The sequence below is a fragment of the Novosphingobium sp. 1529 genome, from assembly GCF_040544855.1.
Classification (GTDB): domain Bacteria; phylum Pseudomonadota; class Alphaproteobacteria; order Sphingomonadales; family Sphingomonadaceae; genus Novosphingobium; species Novosphingobium capsulatum.
Genome location: NZ_JBEPKW010000001.1, coordinates 222,852 through 246,766 on the forward strand (window position 1 = coordinate 222,852; position 23,915 = coordinate 246,766).

At 67.7% G+C, this 23,915-nt stretch carries 24 protein-coding genes; 18 read left to right on the top strand and 6 right to left on the bottom strand.

Features of this window, described 5'->3' with window-relative positions; genetic code table 11:
- The first annotated feature begins 50 nt into the window (after nucleotides 1–50).
- The 6 genes from hisS to metK all read left to right on the top strand — a co-directional run bounded on the left by hisS (nucleotide 51) and on the right by metK (nucleotide 7,600).
- Nucleotides 51–1,313, top strand: a complete 1,263-nt coding sequence (gene hisS, locus ABIC78_RS01015; protein ID WP_354487317.1) for a histidine--tRNA ligase — start codon at nucleotides 51–53, stop codon at nucleotides 1,311–1,313.
- Nucleotides 1,313–2,383: a peptide chain release factor 1 gene (gene prfA / locus ABIC78_RS01020; protein ID WP_107716406.1), complete on the top strand. Its 1,071-nt coding sequence runs from the start codon at nucleotides 1,313–1,315 to the stop codon at nucleotides 2,381–2,383. Before hisS ends, prfA begins: the two co-directional genes overlap by 1 nt.
- Before the next feature lie 136 nt (nucleotides 2,384–2,519).
- Complete coding sequence (gene prmC, locus ABIC78_RS01025; RefSeq protein ID WP_354488097.1) at nucleotides 2,520–3,371, top strand: peptide chain release factor N(5)-glutamine methyltransferase; 852 nt, start codon at nucleotides 2,520–2,522, stop codon at nucleotides 3,369–3,371.
- A gap of 200 nt (nucleotides 3,372–3,571) precedes the next feature.
- A complete protein-coding gene (locus ABIC78_RS01030; protein ID WP_502915601.1) occupies nucleotides 3,572–4,576 on the top strand; it encodes a DUF4167 domain-containing protein in 1,005 nt (334 codons plus the stop codon).
- Between the two features lie 130 nt (nucleotides 4,577–4,706).
- Nucleotides 4,707–6,341, top strand: coding sequence for an apolipoprotein N-acyltransferase (gene lnt / locus ABIC78_RS01035; RefSeq protein ID WP_354487321.1), 1,635 nt, complete (start codon nucleotides 4,707–4,709; stop codon nucleotides 6,339–6,341).
- A 41-nt stretch (nucleotides 6,342–6,382) separates the two neighbouring features.
- Nucleotides 6,383–7,600 (top strand): methionine adenosyltransferase, encoded by a 1,218-nt coding sequence (gene metK / locus ABIC78_RS01040; RefSeq protein WP_062783381.1) that lies wholly within the window; start codon nucleotides 6,383–6,385, stop codon nucleotides 7,598–7,600.
- A gap of 36 nt (nucleotides 7,601–7,636) precedes the next feature.
- Here metK and ABIC78_RS01045 read toward each other — a convergent pair whose 3' ends face one another.
- From ABIC78_RS01045 to ABIC78_RS01065, 5 genes are all read right to left on the bottom strand, one after another.
- Nucleotides 7,637–9,205, bottom strand: a complete 1,569-nt coding sequence (locus ABIC78_RS01045) for a hypothetical protein (protein WP_354487324.1) — start codon at nucleotides 9,203–9,205, stop codon at nucleotides 7,637–7,639.
- Between the two features lie 113 nt (nucleotides 9,206–9,318).
- Nucleotides 9,319–10,194, bottom strand: a complete 876-nt coding sequence (locus ABIC78_RS01050) for an HpcH/HpaI aldolase/citrate lyase family protein (RefSeq protein ID WP_354487326.1) — start codon at nucleotides 10,192–10,194, stop codon at nucleotides 9,319–9,321.
- A 4-nt stretch (nucleotides 10,195–10,198) separates the two neighbouring features.
- Nucleotides 10,199–11,503: an MFS transporter gene (locus ABIC78_RS01055; protein ID WP_354487328.1), complete on the bottom strand. Its 1,305-nt coding sequence runs from the start codon at nucleotides 11,501–11,503 to the stop codon at nucleotides 10,199–10,201.
- A complete protein-coding gene (locus ABIC78_RS01060) occupies nucleotides 11,500–11,961 on the bottom strand; it encodes a DUF2141 domain-containing protein (RefSeq protein WP_354487330.1) in 462 nt (153 codons plus the stop codon). The genes ABIC78_RS01055 and ABIC78_RS01060 overlap by 4 nt, the downstream gene beginning before the upstream one ends.
- Nucleotides 11,958–12,701 (bottom strand): sterol desaturase family protein, encoded by a 744-nt coding sequence (locus tag ABIC78_RS01065; RefSeq protein WP_022676216.1) that lies wholly within the window; start codon nucleotides 12,699–12,701, stop codon nucleotides 11,958–11,960. The genes ABIC78_RS01060 and ABIC78_RS01065 overlap by 4 nt, the downstream gene beginning before the upstream one ends.
- A 215-nt stretch (nucleotides 12,702–12,916) precedes the next feature.
- Here ABIC78_RS01065 and ABIC78_RS01070 point away from each other — a divergent pair, with 215 nt between their 5' ends.
- From ABIC78_RS01070 to ABIC78_RS01105, 8 genes are read left to right on the top strand one after another with little or no spacing between them, the layout of a single operon-like run.
- Nucleotides 12,917–13,414 carry an RrF2 family transcriptional regulator gene (locus tag ABIC78_RS01070; protein WP_354487332.1) on the top strand — a complete coding sequence of 166 codons (498 nt, stop codon included), beginning with the start codon at nucleotides 12,917–12,919 and terminating at the stop codon, nucleotides 13,412–13,414.
- On the top strand, nucleotides 13,411–14,904 hold the full coding sequence (gene sufB, locus ABIC78_RS01075; protein WP_354487334.1) for a Fe-S cluster assembly protein SufB: 1,494 nt from the start codon (nucleotides 13,411–13,413) through the stop codon (nucleotides 14,902–14,904). Before ABIC78_RS01070 ends, sufB begins: the two co-directional genes overlap by 4 nt.
- A complete protein-coding gene (locus ABIC78_RS01080) occupies nucleotides 14,901–15,293 on the top strand; it encodes a hypothetical protein (protein WP_022676728.1) in 393 nt (130 codons plus the stop codon). Before sufB ends, ABIC78_RS01080 begins: the two co-directional genes overlap by 4 nt.
- A complete protein-coding gene (gene sufC / locus ABIC78_RS01085) occupies nucleotides 15,277–16,017 on the top strand; it encodes a Fe-S cluster assembly ATPase SufC (RefSeq protein ID WP_054131721.1) in 741 nt (246 codons plus the stop codon). The genes ABIC78_RS01080 and sufC overlap by 17 nt, the downstream gene beginning before the upstream one ends.
- Nucleotides 16,014–16,751, top strand: a complete 738-nt coding sequence (locus tag ABIC78_RS01090; protein WP_354487336.1) for a SufD family Fe-S cluster assembly protein — start codon at nucleotides 16,014–16,016, stop codon at nucleotides 16,749–16,751. The genes sufC and ABIC78_RS01090 overlap by 4 nt, the downstream gene beginning before the upstream one ends.
- Nucleotides 16,748–17,968 (top strand): cysteine desulfurase, encoded by a 1,221-nt coding sequence (locus tag ABIC78_RS01095; RefSeq protein ID WP_354487338.1) that lies wholly within the window; start codon nucleotides 16,748–16,750, stop codon nucleotides 17,966–17,968. The genes ABIC78_RS01090 and ABIC78_RS01095 overlap by 4 nt, the downstream gene beginning before the upstream one ends.
- Nucleotides 17,965–18,462 carry an SUF system Fe-S cluster assembly protein gene (locus ABIC78_RS01100; protein ID WP_022676725.1) on the top strand — a complete coding sequence of 166 codons (498 nt, stop codon included), beginning with the start codon at nucleotides 17,965–17,967 and terminating at the stop codon, nucleotides 18,460–18,462. The genes ABIC78_RS01095 and ABIC78_RS01100 overlap by 4 nt, the downstream gene beginning before the upstream one ends.
- Before the next feature lie 3 nt (nucleotides 18,463–18,465).
- Nucleotides 18,466–18,828: a HesB/IscA family protein gene (locus ABIC78_RS01105; RefSeq protein WP_354487340.1), complete on the top strand. Its 363-nt coding sequence runs from the start codon at nucleotides 18,466–18,468 to the stop codon at nucleotides 18,826–18,828.
- Here ABIC78_RS01105 and queG read toward each other — a convergent pair.
- The gene (gene queG, locus ABIC78_RS01110; RefSeq protein WP_354487342.1) at nucleotides 18,818–19,879 is read right to left on the bottom strand and encodes a tRNA epoxyqueuosine(34) reductase QueG; all 1,062 of its coding nucleotides are present in this window, start codon (nucleotides 19,877–19,879) and stop codon (nucleotides 18,818–18,820) included. The two genes, ABIC78_RS01105 and queG, sit on opposite strands and share 11 nt — an antisense overlap.
- A 61-nt stretch (nucleotides 19,880–19,940) precedes the next feature.
- Between queG and ABIC78_RS01115 the strand changes: the two genes are divergently transcribed.
- The 4 genes from ABIC78_RS01115 (at nucleotide 19,941) to ABIC78_RS01130 (ending at nucleotide 23,846) form a co-directional block, all read left to right on the top strand.
- Nucleotides 19,941–20,900 (top strand): ABC transporter ATP-binding protein, encoded by a 960-nt coding sequence (locus ABIC78_RS01115; protein WP_043609486.1) that lies wholly within the window; start codon nucleotides 19,941–19,943, stop codon nucleotides 20,898–20,900.
- Entirely contained in the window at nucleotides 20,897–22,189 is a 1,293-nt protein-coding gene (locus tag ABIC78_RS01120) for an ABC transporter permease (protein WP_107716415.1), read from the top strand. The genes ABIC78_RS01115 and ABIC78_RS01120 overlap by 4 nt, the downstream gene beginning before the upstream one ends.
- 105 nt (nucleotides 22,190–22,294) lie before the next feature.
- Nucleotides 22,295–22,810 carry a peptide-methionine (R)-S-oxide reductase MsrB gene (gene msrB, locus ABIC78_RS01125; RefSeq protein ID WP_082209159.1) on the top strand — a complete coding sequence of 172 codons (516 nt, stop codon included), beginning with the start codon at nucleotides 22,295–22,297 and terminating at the stop codon, nucleotides 22,808–22,810.
- A gap of 49 nt (nucleotides 22,811–22,859) precedes the next feature.
- A complete protein-coding gene (locus ABIC78_RS01130; protein ID WP_354487345.1) occupies nucleotides 22,860–23,846 on the top strand; it encodes an esterase-like activity of phytase family protein in 987 nt (328 codons plus the stop codon).
- Nucleotides 23,847–23,915: the final 69 nt, after the last annotated feature.

A 23,915-nucleotide genomic window follows, 5' to 3' on the forward strand; every position in this document is an offset into this window, starting at 1 on the left:
TCGCCACGGATGCTTCCCCCACCGCGCGAAAGCCGCTATCCGCGCGCGCCATGAGCAAGCAAACCATTCCCACCCCTCAGGCCATTCGTGGCACCCAGGACATTTTCGGCGCCGAGGCGGAAGCGTTCGGCCATGTCGTGGAAACGTTCGAGCGCGTGCGCAAGCTCTATCGCTTTCGCCGGGTGGAAATGCCGGTCTTCGAAAAGACCACGGTGTTCTCGCGCTCGCTGGGCGAAACCACCGACGTGGTATCGAAGGAAATGTATTCGTTCGAGGATCGCGGCGGCGAATCGCTGACGCTGCGGCCCGAATTCACCGCCGGCCTCGCCCGCGCCTATCTCACCAATGGCTGGCAGCAGCACGCCCCGCTCAAGATCGCGACGCACGGGGCCCTGTTCCGCTATGAGCGCCCGCAAAAGGGCCGCTATCGCCAGTTTCACCAGATCGATGCCGAAGTGATCGGCGCGGCCGAACCGCAGGCCGACGTGGAACTGCTGGTCATGGCCGATCAGTTGCTGCGCGAACTGGGCATTGCCGATGGCGTGACGCTCAACCTCAATACCCTGGGCGATGCGCCGAGCCGCGAAGCCTGGCGTGAGGCCCTGATCCGTTATTTCCGGCGTTATGAAGCAGATCTTTCCGACGAATCGAAGGAGCGGCTTGAGAAAAACCCGCTCCGAATTCTCGATTCCAAGGACCCGCGCGACAAGGCACTTACTCAGACTGCGCCCCAGATTGACGAATATCTTACTGATGAGGCGCAGGATTTCTTTGGCAAGGTGACGGCCGGCCTCGATGCCGCCGGCGTTGCTTGGGTGCGCGCGCCTGCGCTGGTGCGCGGGCTGGATTACTATCGCCACACCGCGTTCGAATTCATCACCGACCGGCTGGGCGCGCAGGGCACCGTGCTGGGCGGCGGGCGCTATGACGGCCTGCTCGAAGCGCTGGGTGGCCCGGCCACCCCGGCCGTGGGCTGGGCCGCGGGGATCGAACGCCTGGCCATGCTTGTGGCAGATGCGCGCACCATCACCGAGCCGGCGGCGGACGTGGCGATCGTGCCGATGGGCGCGGCGGCCGAGGCCGCCTGCCTGGGCCTGGCGGCTACGCTGCGGCGCGGCGGGCTGACGGTGGACATGGGCTATCGCGGCAACATGAAGAAGCGGATGAGCCGCGCCAACGAAAGCGGCGCGCGCTTTGCCCTGATCGTGGGTGACGAGGAACTGGCCGCCGGTGAAGCGACGGTCAAGAACCTTGTGACCGGCACGCAGGAGCGCATGGCGCTGCACGCGATTCCGGCGCACATCGCCGCCTGATGGCCGTTTCCGACGCACGTCTGGGCCAGATCGGCGCGCGCTTTGCCGAACTGGAAGCGCGCCTGGCTTCGGGCACGCTGGAAGGGGAGGCATTCGTGGCCGCCAGCCGCGATTATGCCGAGCTGGAGCCGGTCGCCCGCGCCGCCCGCGCGGTGCAGGTGATGCGCGACGAGCTGGCCAGCCTGGCCGCGCTCAACGAACCCGATGCCGAGATGCGCGCCCTGGCCGAAGAGGAAATGCAGCAGCTGCGCGGCGCCTTGCCCGAGGCCGAACGCGCGCTGGCCATCGCCATGCTGCCACGCGATTCGGCCGACGTGCGCCCGGCCATGCTGGAAATCCGCGCCGGCACCGGTGGCGATGAAGCCGCGCTGTTCGCCGCCGACCTGTTTCGCATGTACGAACGCTTTGCCGCCGAACAGGGCTGGAAGGTCGAGGTTATCAGCGCCAACGCCAGCGAGCTGGGCGGCTTCAAGGAAGTGATCGCCCATGTCGCCGGCCAGGGCGTGTTCGCGCGGCTGAAGTTCGAAAGCGGGGTGCACCGCGTGCAGCGCGTGCCCGTGACGGAAAGCGGCGGCCGCATCCATACCAGCGCCGCCACCGTGGCGGTGCTGCCCGAGGCAGACGAAGTGGACGTGGCGATCGAGGACAAGGACCTCAAGATCGACATCTATCGCGCCAGCGGCGCTGGCGGCCAGCACGTCAACACCACGGATTCGGCCGTGCGCATCACCCACCTGCCCACCGGCCTGGTGGTGACCCAGCAGGACGAACGCAGCCAGCACAAGAACCGCGCCAAGGCGATGCAGGTGCTGCGCACGCGGCTCTATGACCTGCGCCGCGAACAGGCCCAGGGCGCCGAGGCCGAGGCCCGCCGCGCCCTGGTCGGCTCGGGCGACCGCTCGGAACGCATCCGCACCTACAACTTCCCGCAAGGCCGGGTGACCGACCACCGCATCAACCTGACGCTCCACCGCCTGCCCGAAGTGCTGGCCGGGCCGGGGCTGGGCGAACTGATCGACGCGCTCACCGCCGAAGACCAGGCCAAGCGCCTGGCCGCGATGGATGACTGAGAAGCGCGGTTCAGGCCGCCACCACCCCCCGACCCCCTCCTCTGAAGAGGAGGGGGAGAACAACGGCAAAGCCCCATCCTCTTTAGAGGAGAGGGTTGGGGGTGGTGGAAACCACGCGCAAACCGTCCGCCAGGCGCTGTTCCAGGCGGCGCAGATGCTCGCCCCCACCAGCGATACCGCGCGGCTCGATGCCGAGGTCTTGATGGCTCATGCGCTGGGCTGCACGCGCACCGATGTGCTGCTGCGCCACATGGACGCGCCGGTGCCGGGCGGATTTGCCCGGCTGGTGGCGCGCCGGCAGGGGCATGAGCCGGTGGCGTATATCGTTGGCAGCCAGGAGTTCTATGGGCTGGACCTGGCGGTGAGCCCGGCGGTGCTGATCCCGCGCGGGGATAGCGAGACGCTGATCGAGGTGGCGCGGCAGGCCCTGGCCGGGCGGCCGCCGGCGCGCATTCTCGATCTGGGCACGGGTTCGGGCGCGCTGCTGCTGGCGGCGCTGTCGATCTGGCCGCAGGCAATGGGCACCGGCATCGAACGGTCGGATGCGGCGCGGGTGGTGGCGGCGGGCAATGCCTTGCGGCTTGGCCTGGATGCGCGGGCGCGCATGCAGCCGGGCGATTGGACCAAGCCCAACTGGGCCGCCGCGCTGGGGCGGTTCGACCTGATCCTGGCCAACCCGCCCTATGTGGAAAGCGATGCCGCACTCGATCCCGGCGTGCGCGATTTCGAGCCGGCCAGCGCGCTGTTTGCCGGGGCAGACGGCATGGCCGATTATGCCGTGCTGGTGCCGCAACTGCCTGATCTGCTGGCGCCGGGCGGCATGGCCGTGGTCGAAATCGGTTGGCAGCAGGGCGACGCCGTGATGGCCCTGGCGCAGGACCATGGCATGGTGGCGCGCGTCCATCCCGATCTCGCCGGGCGCGACAGGGCTGTGGAAATGACGCTTTGCCACAATATTTCGCTTGGCAAGCTGCCCGGCGATCACTAATTGTCCCATCTGGCAGGGCGACGGATGAAGGCTTCCCGTCCCGGCCAACTCCACCATTTGCGCCCGCATCGGCCTCTCACCAGGGGCTTTCGGCTGGCAGATGCTGGGAATCTGCGCACCCGCGCGTTGCGGGCGCGTGGCGGAGGGTTGCGCGGCGACAGGATCGGCAAAAGCTACCGACAGCCGCCCCAAACAAGGACGTGCCTGAGTTGAACAACAATCGTGGGAACAACCGCCGGCGCGGCCGCGGTAACAATCGTCCGCAAGGTGGCGGCCAGCAGCTCAATCGCATCGACAGCCGCGCGCGGGGCAATGCCCCCCAGCTGCTCGAAAAGTATCGCAAGATGGCGCAGGATGCCCACCTCAACGGGGATCGTGTCCAGGCCGAATACTATCTGCAATTTGCCGATCATTATTTCCGCGTGATCGCCGATACCCGGCTGCGCCAGGAAGAAGCCCGCCAGCGCCACAGCGGCAATGGCGAGCGCTGGAGCGAGGGCGAGCCCGAAGACGACGGCATGGACTTCTCGATCGAAGGGGATTTCCCCGCGTTCGATCGTCCTTATGTCCGCCGCGAGGAACGCGAAGTGCGCACCGCCGATCGTCAGGATCGGCCCGAACGCCAAGACCGTCAGGATCGCCAGGAGCGACCCGAACGGTCTGACCGCCAGGATCGCCCGGAACGCCAGGAGCGGGCAGACCGCACCGAACGCCAGGGTGAAACCGGCAACGATCGCGGTTCCGACCGTGGTTCTGATCGCGCTTCGGACCGCTCGGGCAGCCGTCGCCGCTTTGAAGATCGCCGCCCCTCGGCCGCTGTTGCCAACGCCGCTGATGCCGATCAGCCCGTGCCGCTCGAAGGCGTGCGGGCCGATGAAGGCGAGCCGGTCACCGATGTGAGCGACAACCCGTTCATCCGCGAAAGCCGCAGCCCGCGTGGGCCGCGTCCGCAGCGCACCGAACGCCGCCCGCGCCGCAGCGCAGTAGCCTCCGAAGGGCTCGATCCGGCCAGCCTGCCGCCCGCGATCGGCGTGCGCAGCGAGCCGGCCGCCGAAGCCCCGGCGCCCGCGCCCGCTCCGGCCGTTACTCCGGCGCCTGCCCCTGCGGCCGAGCCGGCGAGCGACGCTTCGGCCGAAGCCGCACCGGCGCCCAAGCGCCGTGGCCGCCCGCGCAAGAACCCCTTGCCCGAAAGCGCCGAAGGCTGAACCCTTTGGCCAATCCAGGCCTGGTAATATGATAAAGGCGCCCGCATTCCGGGCGCCTTTTTCGTTGCGGCACACGCCCTGGCGCAACCGCGCTTGCCCTCGCTGGGCCGCCGCCGCATAGAACCGGGCAATGAAGGCCTGGCTCCGTTCCCGTTTCGCCGCGCTGGTTGCGCTGGGCGATGATCGTTTGTCCCGCCGCAGCGAAGCGGCCGTGCTCATCATGGCCGGCGGCCTGGGGGCGCTGGGCTTCGCCCCGCTCAACTGGTGGCCGCTGACGCTGCTGGCGCTGGCCGTGCTGGCGGCGCGGATGCAGCGGGCGCGCGTTCCCGTTCATGCCCTGCTGGTGGGCGAGCTGTGGGGCTGGGGCCATTTTTCGGTGGGCAATGGCTGGATCGCCACGGCCTTTACCTATCAGGCGCAGATGCCGGCCTGGCTGGGCTGGATCGCGGTGCTGCTGCTGGCGGTCTATCTTGCGCTGTTTCCCGCCGTGGCCACGTTGGCGGCATGGTGGCTGGGGCGGCGCTGGCGTCTGGCGCCGGTGCCGGCGCTGGCCGCGCTGTGGATCGTGACCGAATGGGCGCGCGGCTGGGTCTGCACCGGTTTCCCGTGGAACCCGCTGGCCGCCACCGCGCTGGGCGGGTTCGATCGACCCGGCCTGGCGCGCGTGCTGCCGTGGCTGGGCACTTATGCACTGTCGGGCCTGGTCGTGCTGCTTGCCGGGCAATGGCTGTTTGCCCTGCGCGCCGGGGCGCAGCGCCGCTGGGGCCTGGCGGCGGCCCACTTTGCGCTGCCGGCCGCTCTGTTCCTGCTGCCGCTGGGCGGGCAAAAGGCCACTGGCAGCGTGCCGTTCACCCTGGTCCAGCCCAACATCGGCCAGGACGAGATCAACGACGCCAGCCGGTATGAGGAACAGTTCCAGCGGGCCGCCGCGCTCAGCCTGCCGCGCCAGCCGGGGCAGCGGCGCCTGGTGCTGTGGCCCGAAAGCGGCGTGCCCGATTATCTGCAGGAAGGCTATCCCCGCGCCTGGTATGCCGGCACCACCTATGGCGGCGATCCGCTGCTGGCGCGGGCGCGCATGGGCCGCGTGATCGGGCCAGGCGCGCTGCTGCTGACCGGCGCGGTCGACCTGGTGTTTCCGCCCAATCCGGCCCCGGCCGCCATGCCGGTCGGCGCGTGGAACGTGGTGACCGCGATCGACAGCCAGGGCGTGATCCAGGGCCATTATGCCAAGGCGCACCTTGTGCCTTATGGCGAATACCTGCCGATGCGCGGGCTGCTCACGCCGCTGGGTCTGTCGCGCCTGGTGGCGGGCGATTTCGATTACTGGTCGGGGCCAGGGCCGCGCACGCTGGATTTTTCGGCGCTGGGCCTGCCGCGCGTGGGCGTGCAGGTGTGCTATGAAATCATCTTTTCGGGCCAGGTGATCGACCGCGCCCACCGCCCGGATGTGCTGTTCAACCCGACCAACGATGGCTGGTTCGGTGCCTGGGGCCCGCCGCAGCATCTGGCCCAGGCCCGGCTGCGCGCGATCGAGGAAGGGCTGCCGGTGCTGCGCTCCACCACCAACGGCATTTCGGCCGTGATCGATGCCCGTGGCGGCGTGCGCGCCTTTGCCCCGCAGCACGTGGCGAGCCGCATCGAAGGGCTGGTGCCACCCGCGCTGCCCCCTACGCCGTTTGCGCGAATGGGCAACATATTGCCGCTTTTGTGGGCTGCAGCGCTTCTTTTGGCCGCGCTGGTTGCCTCCCGCCGTCGCCCGCGCTAGAGGCGGCACATAAAGATTGCTTTATATCGGACCATTTGCCCATGCGCAGCGATTACCTGTTCACTTCCGAAAGCGTCTCCGAAGGCCATCCCGACAAGGTGGCGGACCAGATCAGCGACGCCATCGTCGACCTGTTCCTGAGCAAGGATCCCGAGGCGCGCATTGCCTGCGAAACCTTGACGACGACCAATCTGGTGGTGCTGGCCGGCGAAATTCGCGGGCGCGGCATCATGGATGCCAAGGGCGAATGGGCGCCCGGCGTGCGCGAGGAAGTGGAAGCCGTGGTGCGTGCCACCGTGCGGCGCATCGGCTATGAGCAGGACGGTTTCCATTGGGAAAACTTCCGCTTTGAAAACAACCTTCACGCCCAGTCGGCGCACATTGCCCAAGGCGTGGATGCTGGCGAGAACAAGGACGAAGGCGCTGGCGACCAGGGTATCATGTTCGGCTTTGCCTGCGACGAGACGCCCGATCTCATGCCGGCGACGCTGGATTACAGCCACAAGATCCTGCAGCGCCTGGCCGCCGATCGCCATTCCGGCGCCGCACCGTTCCTGGAGCCCGATGCCAAGAGCCAGGTGACCCTGCGCTTCAAGGACGGCAGCCCGGCGGCCTGCACCGCGATCGTCGTCTCCACCCAGCACAAGCCGGGTTATGACGAAGGCGCCAAGGATGCCGAACTCAAAGCCTGGGTGAAGCAGGCCGTGGCCGCGGTAATCCCGGCCGAGCTGCTGTCTGACCAGACGGTCTATCACATCAACCCCACCGGCAGCTTTGAAATCGGTGGCCCCGATGGCGATGCTGGCCTGACCGGGCGCAAGATCATCGTCGATACCTATGGCGGCGCAGCGCCCCATGGCGGCGGCGCGTTTTCGGGCAAGGACCCGACCAAGGTTGACCGTTCGGCCGCCTATGTCACGCGCTATATCGCCAAGAACATCGTGGCGGCGGGCCTGGCCAAGCGCTGCACGATCCAGGTGGCCTATGCCATCGGCGTGTCGCAGCCGCTGTCGCTCTATGTCGATACCCACGGCACCGGCACGGTGGACGATGCCACGCTGGAACGCGCGGTGGAACTCGTCGCCAAGCAGCGCCTGGGCGGCTTGACGCCGCGCGGCATTCGCGTGGGCCTGTCGCTCAACAAGCCGATCTATGGCGTGACGGCGGCCTATGGCCACTTTGGCCGCACGCCCGAAGGCGACCTGTTCCCGTGGGAACGCACCGACCTGGTGGACGATCTCAAGGCCGCACTGGCCTGATACCGAGCACTGCGCCCGCCGTCAGTTCGATAGCCGTCAGTTCATCAGGCGGCGGGCAGCACGCTCCAGCAGCGGTTCATCGTCCAGCACTTCGCCCAGCACGGCCAGCGTACCGTCGGGCATGCGCCGCACCATCACCAGTGAAAATTCGCGGCCATCGGCAGGAATGTCGGCCAGGCTGCGTGCCAGCAGGGTGCGCAGCGAGGCTTCGAGCGCGGCACGCGGATCGCTGCGCGCCTGGCCTTCCTCGCTGCGGCGCAGGCGGCGCTCGGCCGCGACCACGCCCTTGAGGCCGCCCGGCGTATTGGCCAGGAACCCGGCCAGTTCCCCGCGTGACAGGCCCAGGCGATGGGCATGGGCCAAGGCCGTGGCATATTCGGTCAGCCGCGTTTTGTCGTACTGCGCGCCAAACACCAGCTTGACCACCGGGATCAGCGGGGCGCGCGCCTGCATCGTCAGCCCGGCATCGGCCATCAGCGCGGCCAGATCATCGGGTTCCGCCTCTGCCGCCAGGGCAAAGTCCCAGGCGCGGCCGATCGCGGCATAGAGCGCGTGACGGGTGCGGTCCTCGCTGCCCAGGGCGAGTGCGGCCATGGCGCGGGCGCTGGCCAGCCAATCGGCCAGGCTGTCGGGCTCGGGCTGGTCCAGCCCTTCGGCAAAGGCGGCCGTTGGAAACGCGTCTTGCGCAAAGGGATCGAGCGGGGCCAGATCAAGCGCGGGCAGGATTTCCAGCGCCACTTTGCCGAGATCGAGTTCATCGGCGTCTGGCCCGGCGTCTTGCGGCGCCAGGTTGCGCGGATCGCGCGGGCGCACGGGGCCATCGGCCCACTGGCCCAGCGAATCGGCCAGGCTGCCCCAGGGCTCGCCCGGTTCGGCACCGGCCGGGGCGGGATCGGCAAAGGCGGGTAGCGGCAGATCGGGGCGGGCGTGCGTGGCGGCACTGTCTGCGCCATCGCCCCCGCGCAAAGCGGTCACTGCCTTGCGGCGCGGCTTCTTCTCGCCCAGCACCAGGCCGATTTCGGCCATCAGCTCGTTGGTGGTCGCCTGGTCGGCCAGTTCCTTCCAGTTGATCACGCCAAAGATGTAGTCGAGCGTGTCACCGCTGGACGAGAACGGCAGCAGGATGCCGCGATAGAGGATCGTGCGCCCGCGCTGGTTGGCAAATTCCGCCTCGAAGCCGATCGGCGCCTCGTTGGCCACGATCTGCATGTAGTGATCGGTGATGCGCGACAGGATCGAGCGGCCCGGCACCTGGCTCAACCGCGCCAGTGGGCCTTCGCCCGCGCAATCGGCCAGCAAGGCATCCCCGACATAGGCGATGGCGGGATCATCAAGCCCGGCGTCGAACTGCAGCAGCACTGCATGATCGGCAAAGTCAGGCCATTGCCCGGCCAGCAGCGGGCCGACCAGCGGCAGGCGGCTGTCGCCCAGCATCCCGGCCCAGAAATTGTAGGCGCGCACCTGCATGCGCCGCTCGTCCGCGCCCATCAGCGGCGGCAGCGGCTGATCGACCAGATCGCCGTCGAGCAGGTCATCGTCCGGATCGCTGCCGGCAAACAGGCCCAAGGGGCCGGGTTCGTCGGCAAATCCGCGCATGCTGTCCATTACCAAGCCCTTCGTCACGCTCCTTGCCCCAGTCTGGCGCAACATGGTGAAGAAGCGATTAAGTTGCGCCGATGGGATTTCCGGGTGTTTGGAAGGTGTTGCCGGGGCTTGGCCTAACCCCGCGCGGCGATGGCGCGGGCCTTGGCCAGCAGCCGCTCGGCCATGTCACGGTGCAGCAGTTCGGCCATCTTGCCGTTGACTCGCAGCGCGCCAAGGCCGGCATTGGCGGGATCGGCAAAGGCCGCGACGATCGCTTCTGCCTCGGCCAGTTCGGCTTCGCCCGGCGCGAACACGCGGTTGGCCACGGGCAGTTGCGCGGGATGGATTAGGGTCTTGCCGTCAAAGCCAAAGGCGCGTGCCTGGGTGCATTCGGCCTCAAGCAGGGCAAGATCATCGATCGCGTTGCACACCCCATCCAGCACGATCAGGCCATTGGCGCGGGCGGCCAGCACGGCCTGCGCCAGTAGCGGCACGAACGCGGCGCGGCCCGGCGCCTGGGCCATGCCGGTGTCCTTGGCCAGATCGTTGAGGCCCAGCACCAGGCCAGCCAGGCGCGTGGTGGCGGCGCAATCGGCGATCCGTTCCAGCGCCAGGGCGGCGCGCGGGGTTTCGATCATCACCCACAGCCGCACCTCGGCGGCAAAGCCGGCGCGGTCCATCGCTGCCGACAGCGTCACGATATCGGCAGCGTCTGCCACCTTGGGTGCCAGCACGGCCTCAAGCGGCGCGGCGGCGAGGGCGGCGAGGTCATCGTGTCCCCATGGGCCATTGAGCCCGTTGCACCGCGCGATCAGGCGGCGATGGCCAAAGCCGCCGGCCTGCGCCTCGGCCACCAGGGCGGCACGGGCCTGCGCCTTGTGATCGGGCGCGACCGCGTCTTCCAGATCGAGCACCACCGCATCGCAATCGAGGCTGCGCGCCTTGGCGAGGGCACGGGCATTGCTGGCGGGCATATAGAGCGCAGAGCGCAAGGGGCGGGTATCGGTCACGGCATCAACCTTTGCGGGGGGCGGCGCCACGCGGCGCGGGTTCCTTGACGGTATCGACGCGGCCTTCCTCGCGCGCGGGCATCGGCACGAACAGGCGCAGCACGAGATTGCCGACCAGCCACAGCGCGGCGGCATGGAGTGCGAAGGTCAGGCCACGCTGATCGGCGACCCAGCCCCAGACCCACGCGCCGACCGCCATCGAGCCGAACGTGATCGCCTGGTAGAGCGACAGGCAGCGCCCCAGGATGGCCTCGGGCGAGCGCAACTGCATGGCCACGTTGAGGCTGGTGAGCGCCGCGACCCAGCCCGATCCGCCGACAAAGCCGGCGACCATGGCGATTGGCAGGCTGTGGGCCTGGGCCAGCAGGAGCAGCGCGCCGATGAAGCCGACCGTCGCGCCGGTGATGATCACTTCTGCGCCAAAGCGGCGGCGCGCCTTGGTGATCCACAGCGCGTTGACGATCGACCCCACGCCGAACGATCCGAGAATCAGGCCATAGTCCAACTCGGTCCCGGCCAGGGTATCGTGCGCCACGGCGGGGATCAACGCCTGGAAAGCGCTGGCCCCAAAGCCGAAGGCCGCCCCGCGCAACAGCACCTTGCGGATCGGGACGGAGCCGGCGCAGAACACCAGGCCCACCTTGATCGATTGCAGCATGGGCTGGCGCTGCGGCGCGCGCGCCTCTGGCCGCCAGCGCGCCAGCACCACCAGCATCCCGACATAGCTGATCGCATTGGCGGCGAAGGCCGCGCTCACGCTCAGGATCGAGATCAGCACCCCGCCCAGCGCCGGGCCGACGCTGCGCGCCAGATTGTTGGACATGGAATTGAGCGCGATCGCCTGGGGCAGATCGGCCTTGCCCACCTGCAACCGCACCGAAGCCTGCCAGGCCGGCTGGTTGATCGCGGTGCCCATGCCGACCATCAGGGTAAGCAGCAGCAGCGACAGCGGCCCCAGCGCGCCGCGATAGCCCAGCACCGCCAGCACGGCGGAAACCACCAGCATGGCGGTCTGTGCCCAGATCATCACGCGGCGGCGGTCAAAGTTGTCGGCAATCGCCCCGGCGAACAGGCCCAGCAGCAGGATCGGCAGGCTGGACGATGACTGCACCAGGGCGATCAGCACATGGCTGCGCGTCAACTCGGTCATCAGCCAGGCGGCCGCGGCCGACTGGATCATCGATCCCAGGTTGGAGACCAGGTTGGCCGTCCAGATCGCGCGAAACGCGGGATAGCGAAACGGCGCCAAGGCGCCGCCGGGCTGGGCCTCACCCGGTTGCAGATGGGAAGAAGAATCGCCCTGGGTCAAAGCAGATAGCGCATGCGGATCGACGTGGTCATCTGCGCTTCGCCCAGGGTAAAGGCGGCGGCGGAAAAGCGCGGCGGGCCAAACCGGATCGGCGCATCGCGCGAAAAGCCAAAGCCTTCGCGCGGCATCATGAACATCTTGTCGAGCCGGCCATTGGCGTTTTCATCGTGGAACAGCGCCACGGCATAGCGGCCGGGCAGCACGTGCTGGAACGCGATCACATCGTTTCCGGCGGCGGGCACGGTCTGGTGCAGCGCCTGCGGGTCTTTTTCGCAATCGGGAAAGGTGCCCGGATCGGCGGTGAGGCAGGCCTGGATCAGCCCCTTGTGCGAGCGCAGACCGACCACATCGACCAGCACCGTGGTGCGATCGGGCAGCACGGCGCCGCCCTGGCTGAGCGCGAGTGCGCCCAGCACCAGGCCGCGTGTCGTGGCCCGGCGAATCGCCTGTGCCTTCACCGAACTTTCCTTTCCTGCCAGCCGGCCAGGCCGGCGTCCGTGCCGCAAAGGCGATCCCATACGCGAAAATAGAGGCCGTAGTTGCACCGATACCGCTCGTGATGCTGATGATGATGGCTGGCCGTTATCAGCCACTTCCCTGCCCGGGAATGAACCAGCCCGGCCGGAAAGATCTCCCAGCCCATGTGGTTGGTCACGCCCATCACCGTCATCACCACCAGAACGCAGGCCAGTACCCCGGCCTGGATCGGCACCACGAAGACCAGCGCGGGGATGAACAGGCCGACCACGGCGGCCTCGATCGGGTGGAAATTCATCGCCGCCCAGGCGGTGGGCGGGCGGCTGGCATGGTGGATGGCATGCACGCTGCGAAATACGCGCGGCCGGTGCATCCAGCGGTGCGTCCAATAGAACCAGGTATCGTGGGCAAACAGATAGACCAGCAGCGACACCGGCATCCACCACAGCGGATAGGCGTGGGGATCGGCATAGATGCGGGTCCACCCGTGCTGCTGCCAGCCCCAGGCGATGATTCCGGCAGGCACGCCATAGATCGCCGCAGAGGCCAGGCTCCAGCCGATCTCGCGGCGGATCTGCGCCTCGAGCCCGGCATAATGGCCAGGCAGGCGCCGCTGGGTAAGCCAGGCAAACAGCCCACTGGCCGCCACATAGCGCACCGCGACGATCGCGGTCATGGCGAGCGCCGACAGCAGCAGCGCGGCAAGCGTTGGACTGGTCATGCTTTTCCTGATCGGCGCACGATGCGCCTGGCTGCCCCTATGCCAAGCCGGGCCGGCGCTGCCCAGCCCGATTTTCGCCCATGCAGCATAGACAAGGTGCCCTTGCCAGCGCGGGGCGGCGCGCCTAGATAACCGGAGCGATTCGGTCTGATTTGCGCACGCCTGTCGAAACGGCGGAATCGGGCCGACCCCACCCACGGTTGCGAGCAGGTGCGATGCGATTGTCGAGCATGGCTGACTATGCCGTTGTCATGATGTGCGCTGCCGCGCGCCATTGCGGCTGCCACGCGGCCGATCGCCCCCTGCTCTCGGCCCAGCAGCTCGCTGCCGAAACCGGCTTGCCCGCGCCCACCGTGCAGAAGCTGGTCAGCAAGATGTCGGCAGCCGGCCTGCTCAAGTCGGTGCGGGGCGCGCGCGGCGGGCTCAAGCTGGCGCGCCCGGCCGCGGCGATCAGCCTGGCCGATGTGATCGAGGCGGTCGAAGGGCCGATTGCCATGGCTGCGTGCAGCGGGCATGGGCGCGGCGATTGCACGCTGGAAGGCGCCTGCATGGTGCGCCCGCACTGGCCGGCGGTGGATGCTGCGCTGCGCGCCGCGCTTTCGAGTGTGTCGCTGGTGCAGCTTGCCCGCCCGGCCCAAACCGGCCATCTGGCCACCCCTGCGGCGGCCATGATGTCTGCCGCATCCCCCATTCCTGCCGAGTTGCCCGCATGACCGAAGAAACCCTGAACGACACGCCGGTTAAGGACCAGGCCGCGCGCGACGCGGCCGCCCGCGTGGCGGAATACGAGCACGGCTGGGCTTCGGACATCGAGCAGGAATATGGCCCCAAGGGCCTGTCGGAAGACACCGTGCGCTTCATCTCGGCCAAGAAGGACGAGCCGGAGTGGATGCTGGAATGGCGGCTCAAGGCCTATCGCCACTGGCTGACCATGCCGATGCCCGACTGGGCCAAGCTGAACATTCCGCCGATCGATTATCAGGAAGCCTATTACTGGGCCGCGCCCAAGAAGAAGGACGGCCCCAAGTCCCTGGACGAGGTCGATCCCGAAATCCTGCGGGTCTATGAAAAGCTGGGCATCCCGCTGGCCGAGCAGGAAGTGCTCGCCGGCGTGGAAGGCGCGCGCAAGATCGCCGTGGACGCGGTGTTCGACAGCGTCTCGGTGGCGACCACGTTCCGCAAGGAGCTGGAAGCGGCCGGCGTCATCTTCCGCTCGATCAGCGAGGCGATCCGCGAGTTTCCCGATCTGGTGCGCCGCTGGCTGGGCAAGGTCGTGCCGATGCACGACAACTATTTTGCGGCCTTGAACTGCGCGGTCTTTTCCGATGGCACTTTCGTCTACATTCCCGAAGGCGTGCGCTGCCCGATGGAGCTGTCGACCTATTTCCGCATCAATGCGGAAAACACCGGGCAGTTCGAACGCACCCTGATCGTGGCCGACAAGGGCGCCTATGTCTCGTACCTGGAAGGCTGCACCGCCCCCCAGCGTGACGAGAACCAGCTGCATGCTGCGGTGGTCGAACTCGTCGCGCTCGACGATGCCGAGATCAAGTATTCCACGGTGCAGAACTGGTATCCCGGCGACGCCCAAGGCAAGGGCGGCATCTACAACTTCGTGACCAAGCGCGCGCTGTGCCAGGGCGCGCGGTCCAAGGTCTCATGGACCCAGGTGGAAACCGGCTCGGCCGTCACGTGGAAGTATCCCAGCTGCGTCTTGAACGGCGAGGATTCGGTCGGCGAATTCTATTCGGTTGCGGTCACCAACAACTATCAGCAGGCCGATACCGGCACCAAGATGATCCACAACGGCAAGCGCAGCCGCTCGACCATCGTGTCCAAGGGGATCAGCGCGGGCAAATCCAACAACACCTATCGCGGGTTGGTGCGCGTGGCGCCGCAGGCCGAGGGCGTGCGCAACTTCACCCAGTGCGACAGCCTTTTGCTGGGGGCGGAATGCGGCGCGCATACTGTGCCCTATATCGAGGTGAAGAACCCTTCGGCCACGATCGAGCACGAGGCGACGACCAGCAAGATCAGTGATGACCAGCTGTTCTACGCGATGCAGCGCGGGCTGGACCAGGAACAGGCCGTGGCACTGATCGTCAACGGCTTTGCCAAGGAAGTCCTGCAGCAGCTGCCGATGGAATTTGCCGTGGAAGCGCAAAAGCTTCTGGGCATCAGCCTGGAAGGCAGCGTGGGATGAGCGCGCTTTTGATCATGGCGCTGGCCACGGTCACCGCGCCTGACAGCGCCCCGGCGCTGGCAGCGGTGCAGAAGTGCGACAAGCAGGCCATGCGCGCCATGGCCACGGGCGAGCCGCACCGCCGCACCGAATTTGCCGCGGCCGTCTATGCCGAGCAGCGCGCGATCGCGCAGGAACGCGCCGCGCTGCTCGATGCGCAGATCGCTGGCACGCCCAGCCCCAGCGGCGCGGCCACGGCGGCCACTGCCCTTGGCCAGATCGACGCCCGGCAGAAGGAGCTGGACGACGTGAAAGCCATCGAAAAATCGTGGCGCGACCTGTTCGACGAGGTTCGCGCCGACTTCCTAGCCAATTGCTCGAGCGGAAAACGCAATGCTGACGATAAGTGACCTCTCCAACGAAATCGCCGGCAAGGCCATTCTCAAGGGGCTTTCGCTCACCATCAAGGCGGGCGAGATCCACGCGATCATGGGCCCCAACGGCGCGGGCAAATCGACGCTGGCCTATACCCTGGGCGGCCGCCCCGGCTATGACGTGACCGGCGGCAGCGTGGATTTCGAGGGCCAGGACCTGCTTGCCATGGACCCGCACGAGCGCGCCGCGGCCGGGCTGTTCCTGGGCTTCCAATATCCGGTGGAAATCCCCGGCGTTTCCAACGTGCAGTTCCTGCGCGAGGCGCTCAATGCGCAGCGCAAGCAGCGTGGGGAAGAGCCGCTGTCGGGCGGCGCCTTCCTCAAGCTGGCGCGCGAAAAGGCCGACCTGCTGCGCATGGACATGGACATGCTCAAGCGCCCGGTGAACGTGGGCTTTTCCGGCGGCGAGAAGAAGCGCGCCGAGATGGTCCAGATGGGCATTCTCGATCCCAAGCTGGCGATCCTGGATGAAACCGATTCGGGCCTGGACATCGATGCGCTGCGCATCTGCGGCGAAGGCATCAACGCGATCATGCGCAAGGCCGACAAGGCCGTGCTGCTGATCACGCACTATCAGCGCCTGCTCGACTATGTGAAGCCCGATTTCGTCCACGTCCTGGCCGGCGGTCGCATCGTGCGCTCGGGCGGGGCCGAACTCGCGCTGGAACTGGAACAGCACGGTTACGAGGCGGTGGCGTGACCACCGCCACGCTTGTGCCAACCCGGGCGGACGAGGCATTCCGCTATGCCGATCTAGCGGCGCTCGCCACGCTGTGGCCGCTGCCGACGCAGGCGGTGGACGTGGCGGCAGGTGAAAGCGGCAGCCTGTCGGTGGTCCTGGCCGGCCGCGCGCCCGAGGCGCGCGATCTGGTGATCACCCTGGGCGAGGGCGCACAATACGATCTGCGCCTGCTCAATGCCGGCAGCGCCTATGGCCGCATCGCGGTGAAAGTGCGCCTGGCCAAGGGCGCGCGGTTCCACCTGGGCGCGGCGCAGCTGGGCGGTGGCAACCAGACGGTGGAAATCGTTACCGAGGTGGTCCACGCCGAGCCTGACGCCGTGTCGAGCCAGGTCGTTCGCTCCGTTCTGGCGGGCCACGCGACCGGCACCTATCTCGGCCGCGTAGTCGTCGATCGTGGGGCGGTGGGCACCGATGGCGAACAGTCGATCCGCGCCATGCTGCTTGATCGCACCGCCACGGCCAATGCCCGGCCGGAACTGGAAATCTATGCCGACGACGTGAAGTGCGCGCACGGCTGCGCCGTGGGCGAACTGGATGCGCAGGGCCTGTTCTACCTGCAATCGCGCGGGCTGCCGCCGGCAGAGGCCAAGAAGCTGATGCTGCAGGCCTTCATCGCCGAAGCCTTTGTCGATGCGCCCGAAGAAGAGGTGCTGACGCAGGCCGCACTCGCCGCGCTGGGAGGGTTGCTATGACCACGCTTGCCGCCACCACGCTGACGCAGGCGTCCGATTGGCCGGGCCTGACCAATCCCGATGGCACGCGCTGGCACTATCTCGATACCGGCGCCACCGCGCAAAAGCCGCAGGTGGTGATCGATGCGGTAACCCGCGCCATCGGCGTGGACTATGCCACGGTGCATCGCGGGGTCTATACCCGCTCGGCCGAGATGACGCTGGGCTTTGAAGCGGCGCGGCGCAAGGTGGCAGGCCTGCTCGGCGCGCACGAGGGCGAGATCGTGTTCACGCGCGGCGCGACCGAGGCGATCAACCTGGTGGCGCAGACCTGGGGCCTGGCCAATCTCAAGGCCGGGGACCGCGTGCTGCTGTCGATGCTGGAGCACCATTCCAACATCGTGCCCTGGCAATTGCTGGCGCAGCGCACCGGCATTGCCATCGATGTCTGCCCGCTAACCGCCGATGGCCAGATCGATCTGGACGCGGCCGAACGCATGCTGACCGGCGCGCACAAGCTGGTGGCGCTGGGCCATGTGTCCAACGTGCTGGGCAGTGTGCTCGATGTGCCACGCGCGGTGGCGCTGGCCCACGGCGTGGGCGCGAAGATCCTGATCGACGGCTGCCAGGCAGTGCCGCGCCTGACCGTGGACGTGAAGGCGCTCGACGTCGATTTCTATGTGTTTTCCGGGCACAAGCTCTATGGCCCGACCGGCATCGGCGCACTCTATGCCAAGGCCGAGCTGCTCGATGCCATGCCGCCGTGGCAGGGCGGCGGGGCGATGATTGATCGCGTGTCGTTTGCCGGTACCACGTTTGCCCCGGCGCCGCAGCGGTTCGAGGCGGGCACGCCTGCCATCGTCGAGGCGATTGGCCTGGGCGTGGCGGTCGATTTCGTCCAGGGACTGGGGCTGGATGCCATCCATGCCCACGAAACCGCGCTGGTGCGCACCGCGCGCGAGGCGCTGCGCGAATTCAACGCCGTGCGCCTGTTTGGCCCGGATGATGCCGCTGGGATCGTCAGTTTCATGATCGAGGGGGTGCATCCGCACGACCTTGGCACCATATTGGACGAGGAAGGCGTGGCGATCCGCGCCGGCCACCACTGCGCCCAGCCGCTGATGGAGCATCTGGGCGTGCCGGCCACGGCCCGCGCCAGCTTTGGCGTCTATAACGACGAAAGCGATGTCGCAGCGCTCGTGCGCGGCATTGCGCGAACCTTGAGGATCTTCGGATGAGCGCCGATACCCCCCGCTTCACGGTCGAGGAAGTCGATGCGGTGAACCCGCCGCGCCGGGCCCATGTGGACGATATCCCCGAGCCGGCACCAGAAGCTGCCCCGGTTGAAACGGCCGGCGAGCGCAAGCGCGACTATCTGTCGGGCTTCCTGGCGGAAAAGCCGCAAGGGGTGAACCCTGGCGAGCCGGGCGGCGAGATCTATGAAGGCGTGGTTGCCGCGCTGCGCGACATCTTCGACCCGGAAATCCCGGTCAATATCTATGACCTGGGGCTGATCTATGGCGTGGACGTGGCCGAAGACGGGCACGTGGCCGTGACCATGACGCTGACCACGCCGCATTGCCCGGTGGCCGAATCGATGCCCGGCGAAGTGGAACTGCGCGTCAGCGCGGTGCCCGGCGTGCGCGATGCCGAAGTGAACCTGGTGTGGGATCCGCCGTGGGACCCGCAGAAGATGAGCGATGATGCCAAGCTCGAACTCGGGATGCTCTAAGCCATGACCGATGCCCCCACCCGCACCCGCCAGCGCCCTGCGGCGGTCAATCTGACCCCGTCTGCCCATGCCCGCATCGCCACCTTGATGGCCAGCGCGCCGGCCGATGCCATTGGCGTCAAGCTGTCCACCCCGCGCCGGGGCTGTTCGGGCCTCGCCTATTCGGTGGACTATGTGAACGTCGCCAACCCGATGGACGAGCGCATCGATACGCCCGGCGGCACCTTGTTCATCGATGGCGCCTCGGTGCTCTACCTGATCGGCAGCACGATGGATTGGGTCGAAGACGATTTCCAGGCCGGCTTCGTCTTTGCCAATCCCAACGCCAAGGGCACCTGCGGCTGCGGGGAAAGCTTCACGATCTGATAGGGGCGAGCCGCGCGAGGGCCCAGCGCGCGGCATCGGTCACGGCCGGATCGGGATCGTCCAATAGCGCGCGCACCGGCGCCACCAGTGCCGGATCGCCGCTGTTGCCTGCGGCATAGAGGCAGTTGCGCACCATGCGATCGCGCCCGATCCGCTTGATCGGAGAGCCGGCAAAGACCTGGCGGAACGTGGCATCGTCCAGCGCGAGCAGTTCAGCGAGGCGCGGCGCCACCAGTTCGGCGCGGGGCAGGAACGCGCGGTTGTCGGCCGCCGCCTGGGCAAAGCGGTTCCACGGGCACACCGCCAGGCAATCATCACAGCCATAGATGCGGTTGCCCAGCGCGGCGCGATAGCGTTCGTCCACCGGCCCCTTGTGCTCGATGGTGAGATACGACACGCACGCCCGCGCATCGAGTTGATAGGGCGCGGGAAAGGCGCCGGTGGGGCAGGCATCCTGGCAGGCGGTGCAACTGCCGCAGCGATCGGCATGGGGCGCATCGGGCGTGAGGCGCAGCGTGGTATAGATCGCGCCCAGGAACAGCCATGAACCGTGGCGGCGGCTGACCAGGTTGGTGTGCTTGCCCTGCCAGCCCAGCCCGGCGGCCTGGCCCAGCGGCTTTTCCATCACTGGCGCGGTATCGACGAAGACCTTGACCTCGGCGCCCGGTTCGGTCGCCACCAGCCAGCGGGCCAGCGCCTTTAGCGCGCGCTTGATCACGTCGTGATAATCCACGCCCTGGGCATAGACGGAAATCCGGCCGAGGGTCGGCACCTCGGCCAGGGCCAGTGGATCGTGCGCCGGGGCATAGCTCATGCCCAGGGCGATCACGCTTTGCGCCTGCGGCCACAGTGATTGCGGCCCCTGGCGCTGTTCCTTGCGGGTTTCCATCCATTCCATGCTGCCATGGCGCCCATCGGCCAGCCACTGGTGCAGGTGCGCGCTGCGCTGCGGATCGTCTGCGGCCGGGGCAATGCCGCAAGTAGCAAAGCCCAGGCGCAGCGCCTCTTCGCGCAGACGTTGTTCCAGGGGGGCGGGCGGGGTTTTAACCAAGTCTTCCGTCTCTTGCGTTCATGGGGCTATGTGGACCAATCAAAAGGGGCATGGCGTGGCGATGACGATTGGGCAAGACGGCGATTGGGCGATCGAGGCCCGCGGGCTGGTCAAGCGGTTCGATGGTTTCACCGCCGTGGACGGGGTGGACATCCGCGTGCCGCGCGGCGCCATCTACGGCATTCTTGGCCCCAACGGCGCAGGCAAGACCACCACGCTGCGCATGCTGCTGGGCATTATCGATCCCGATGCGGGCATGCGCCGGGTGCTAGGCCATGAACGCCCGACCGACGTGGCGCGGCGAATCGGCTATCTGCCCGAAGAGCGCGGGCTCTATCCGGCGATGAAAGCGACCGAGGCGATCGCGTTTCTAGCCGCGCTGCGCGGGGTGCCGCTCAAGACCGGGCGGGCGCGGGCGCGCGAACTGCTGGAAGAGCATGGCCTGGGCTATGCCGCCGATCGCCAGATCCGCCAGCTGTCCAAGGGCATGGCGCAGCAGGTGCAACTGCTCGGCACGCTGGTTCATCAGCCTGAGCTGGTGGTGTTCGATGAACCGTTTTCAGGGCTCGACGCGCTCAACCAGGGCAAGCTGGAAAAGATGATCCGCGCCCTGGCGCAAGGTGGCACCACGGTGATCTTTTCCACCCATGTCATCGCCCATGCCGAACGCCTGTGCGACCAGGTGGCGATCATCGCGGGGGGCAAGGTGCCGTTTGCCGGGCTGGTGGACGATGCCCGCGACCGGTTGCGCCCGCAGGTGCGGCTGGAAACCCGCGCGCGCGATGGCGCCTGGCGCGCGGCGCTGCCGGCCGATGCGCGGGGCGAGGGCGCCTTCTGGCATTTCACCCTGCCCGAAAGCGGGGTTGAGCCCCTGCTGCGCGCCCTGATCGAAGGGGATGCGGGCATTCTTTCGCTGTCGATCGAGCGGCCCGGCCTGCATGACGCCTTCGTGGCCATCGCCGGGGAGGCCGCCGCGCGTGCGCTGGAAGAAAACGCATCCGGCCAGGAGAAAGCGGCATGATCCCTGAAAAACTGCGCGCCGCCTGGGTGATTGCCCGCCGCGATTTCGTTGCGGTGATCTTTTCCAAGAGCTTTGTCTTCTTCCTGCTCGGGCCGCTGTTTCCGATCATCGTGGGCGGCATGGCCGGCGCGATCGGCGCCAAGGTGCAGCGCGATCTGGACAACCCGCAGATCGGCATTGCCCTGCCGGCAGACGAGGCGGCGCGGATGATGGCGGCGCATCGCGCCCTGGCCGATGCCATGCCCGGCGATGTGCCCGATTTCGTCGTGCTCGATGCGCCATGGGGTGGGCGCACCTATGATGCGCGTGCCGCGCTTGCCGGCAGCCATCGCGCCGGCACTGCCGAGCATGACCGGCCAGTGGGCCAGCTGGCCGCCGTGGTGTCGGGCAGTCTCGCCCACCCGGTCTTGACTGCCACGCCCGAGCGGGCGCGGATGTGGCAGGGCATGATCGCGCTGTTTGCCGCCCATGCGCAAAGCGTGGCGCCGGCCGCCCTGCCACCCGTGGCGGTGGATGAGGTGGCCAGCAGCGTCGCCTCGGTACAGACCGGCCAGGTCAGCACCGCGCAGGCGGGGCAGGTGGCGCTGTTCCTGCTCACCATGCTGCTGGCGGGCATGGTGCTGTCCAACCTGGTGGAGGAAAAGGCCAACAAGATCATCGAGGTCTTGGCTGCCTCGATCCCGATGGACGCGTTGTTCCTGGGCAAGCTCTTTGCCATGCTCGGCGTGAGCCTGGTGGGTATGGCGGTGTGGGGCGCGGCCTGGGGCGGGCTGATGGTCATGGGCATGAAATCGCTGCCGCTGCTGGCCGCGCCGGCGGTGGGCTGGCCGGTGTTCATCCTGCTGGGCTTCCTCTATTTCGCCATGGCCTATCTGCTGCTGGGTTCGCTGTTCCTGTCGATCGGCGGCATGGCCACCACCGTGCGCGAGGTGCAGACGCTGTCGATGCCGGTCACCATGCTGCAGCTGATGGTGTTCTTCTTTGCCAGCTATGCCCTGGCGCGGCCGGGCAGCTGGGTGGATTGGGCAGCGCGGGTGTTTCCGCTGTCCTCGCCCTTTGCCATGCTGGCGCGCGCGGCGCGCGATCCGGTGATTTGGCCGCACCTGCTGGCGCTGGGCTGGCAGGCATTGTGCGTGATGCTGATCGTGCGCACCGGCGCACAGCTGTTCCGCCGCACTGTGATGAAGTCTGGCCCGGCCAGGGGGCGCAAGGTGCGCAAGGGCGGGCTGCTTGGCTTGCTGAAGCCTGACCGCACCGCTCAGGATCGGTTCAGCCAGGGTGAAGCATGACGATCAAGTCTCGCGGGCAGGTTGCCATCATGGCACGCCCCCCCGCCCTGCCCGCGAGGCCATCTTGCCCCGGCTGCCTGCCAGCCCGACAAGGCGTTCATGGTGATGACGAACGGCTCAGCCCCCCCTTCCGCCCATCCGTCGCGCCGCCGCCTGTTGGGCTGGCTGGGCGCCGGGCTTGCCTTGCCCATGGCCAGCGCCTGCCGCGCCCGCCCGGCTGCCCCCAAGGAAGTCTTTCCGGTGCAGCACAGCGAGGCGGAATGGCGCCGCCTGCTCACCCCCGAACAGTTCTTCATCCTGCGCGAGGCGGGCACCGAGCGTCCGTTCAGCTCACCCCTGCTGAACGAGCATCGCAAGGGCACTTTTGCCTGCGCGGCTGATCGCCAGCTGCTGTTTTCCTCAACCACCAAGTTTGACAGCGGCACGGGCTGGCCCAGCTTCTGGAAACCTTTGCCCAATGCCGTGGGCCTGCGCAGCGACAGCTCGTTCGGCATGGACCGCACCGAGGTCTATTGCCGCCGCTGTGGTGGGCATCTTGGCCATGTCTTTGATGATGGCCCGCCGCCCACCGGCAAGCGTTATTGCATGAACGGCAAGGGCATGATTTTCCTGCCGGCCTGAGCGCCGCAGGGCTTTCCCGCCCCGGCCATCCGTGCCAAGGCCGCAGGCGATGCGCCGTATCGCCCTTTTCCTGCTCGTGCTGGCCCTGGTGCCCACGATCTATGTGCGCCAGCCGTTTCCCCCGCCCAATCCCGACGACCGGGTATTCTATCACGATCTGCTGCCCGGCCTGCGCGCCGGTGGCGCACCGCCGCGCTATGGCGCCCTGACGCTGGTGGGGGCGTGGCAACTGACAAGCCCCGATCGCGAATTCGGCAATTTTTCGGCACTGGCGGTGCGCAACACGCATGATCTGCTGGCGGTGAGCGATCGTAATGCGGTGATGGTGTTCACCCGGCCCGATCAGCCGCTGCCCTGGCGCACCTGGCAGCGCGAAACCATTCATCCGGCATGGTCGGGCCAGGAAATCGACACCGACAGCGAATCGGTCTCGGTCGATCCGCGCAATGGCCAGGTGCTGATCGGCTATGAAGGGGCGGGCGAGTTCCACCTGTTCAGCCCGGATTTCAGCCGCGATCGCTCGATCGCCGCGCCCGTGCTGCTGGAATGGCCCAACAACCAGGGGCCGGAGGCGATGCGCCAGCTGGCCGACGGGCGCACCGTGGTAATCGGCGAAGTCTTTGCCCACTGGTGGTCGCGCCGCCGCCATCCTGGGCTGATCTGGCCGGGCCTGCCGCGTAGTGGCCAGGCGCCGGCGCGGTTCGAGCTGGTCATGCCCGAAGGCTATCGCCCGGTGGAGCTGGCCCAGGCGCCCGATGGCCGCCTGCTGGTGCTGGGGCGCAAGTTCACGCTGGGCGGGTTTCGCACCGTGGTCACCATGATCGACGATCCGGCGGCGATTCGCCCCGGTGCGCAGGTGGAGCCGCGCCCGATCGCGTGGATCGCCGATCCGCGCATTCGCGATAACTATGAAGGCATGGTCGCCACGCCCGAGGCCGATGGTAGCACCGCGATCTGGCTGATTTCCGACAGCAACGAGATGGTCTGGCTGCAGCGCACGCTGCTGCTCAAACTGCGGCTGGCGCGCGGCGCCTGATCCGCCAGTCCTGCGCTATGCGCGCGGATGGCAGGCAACAAAAAAGGCCGGGGGAGAACCCCGGCCTCT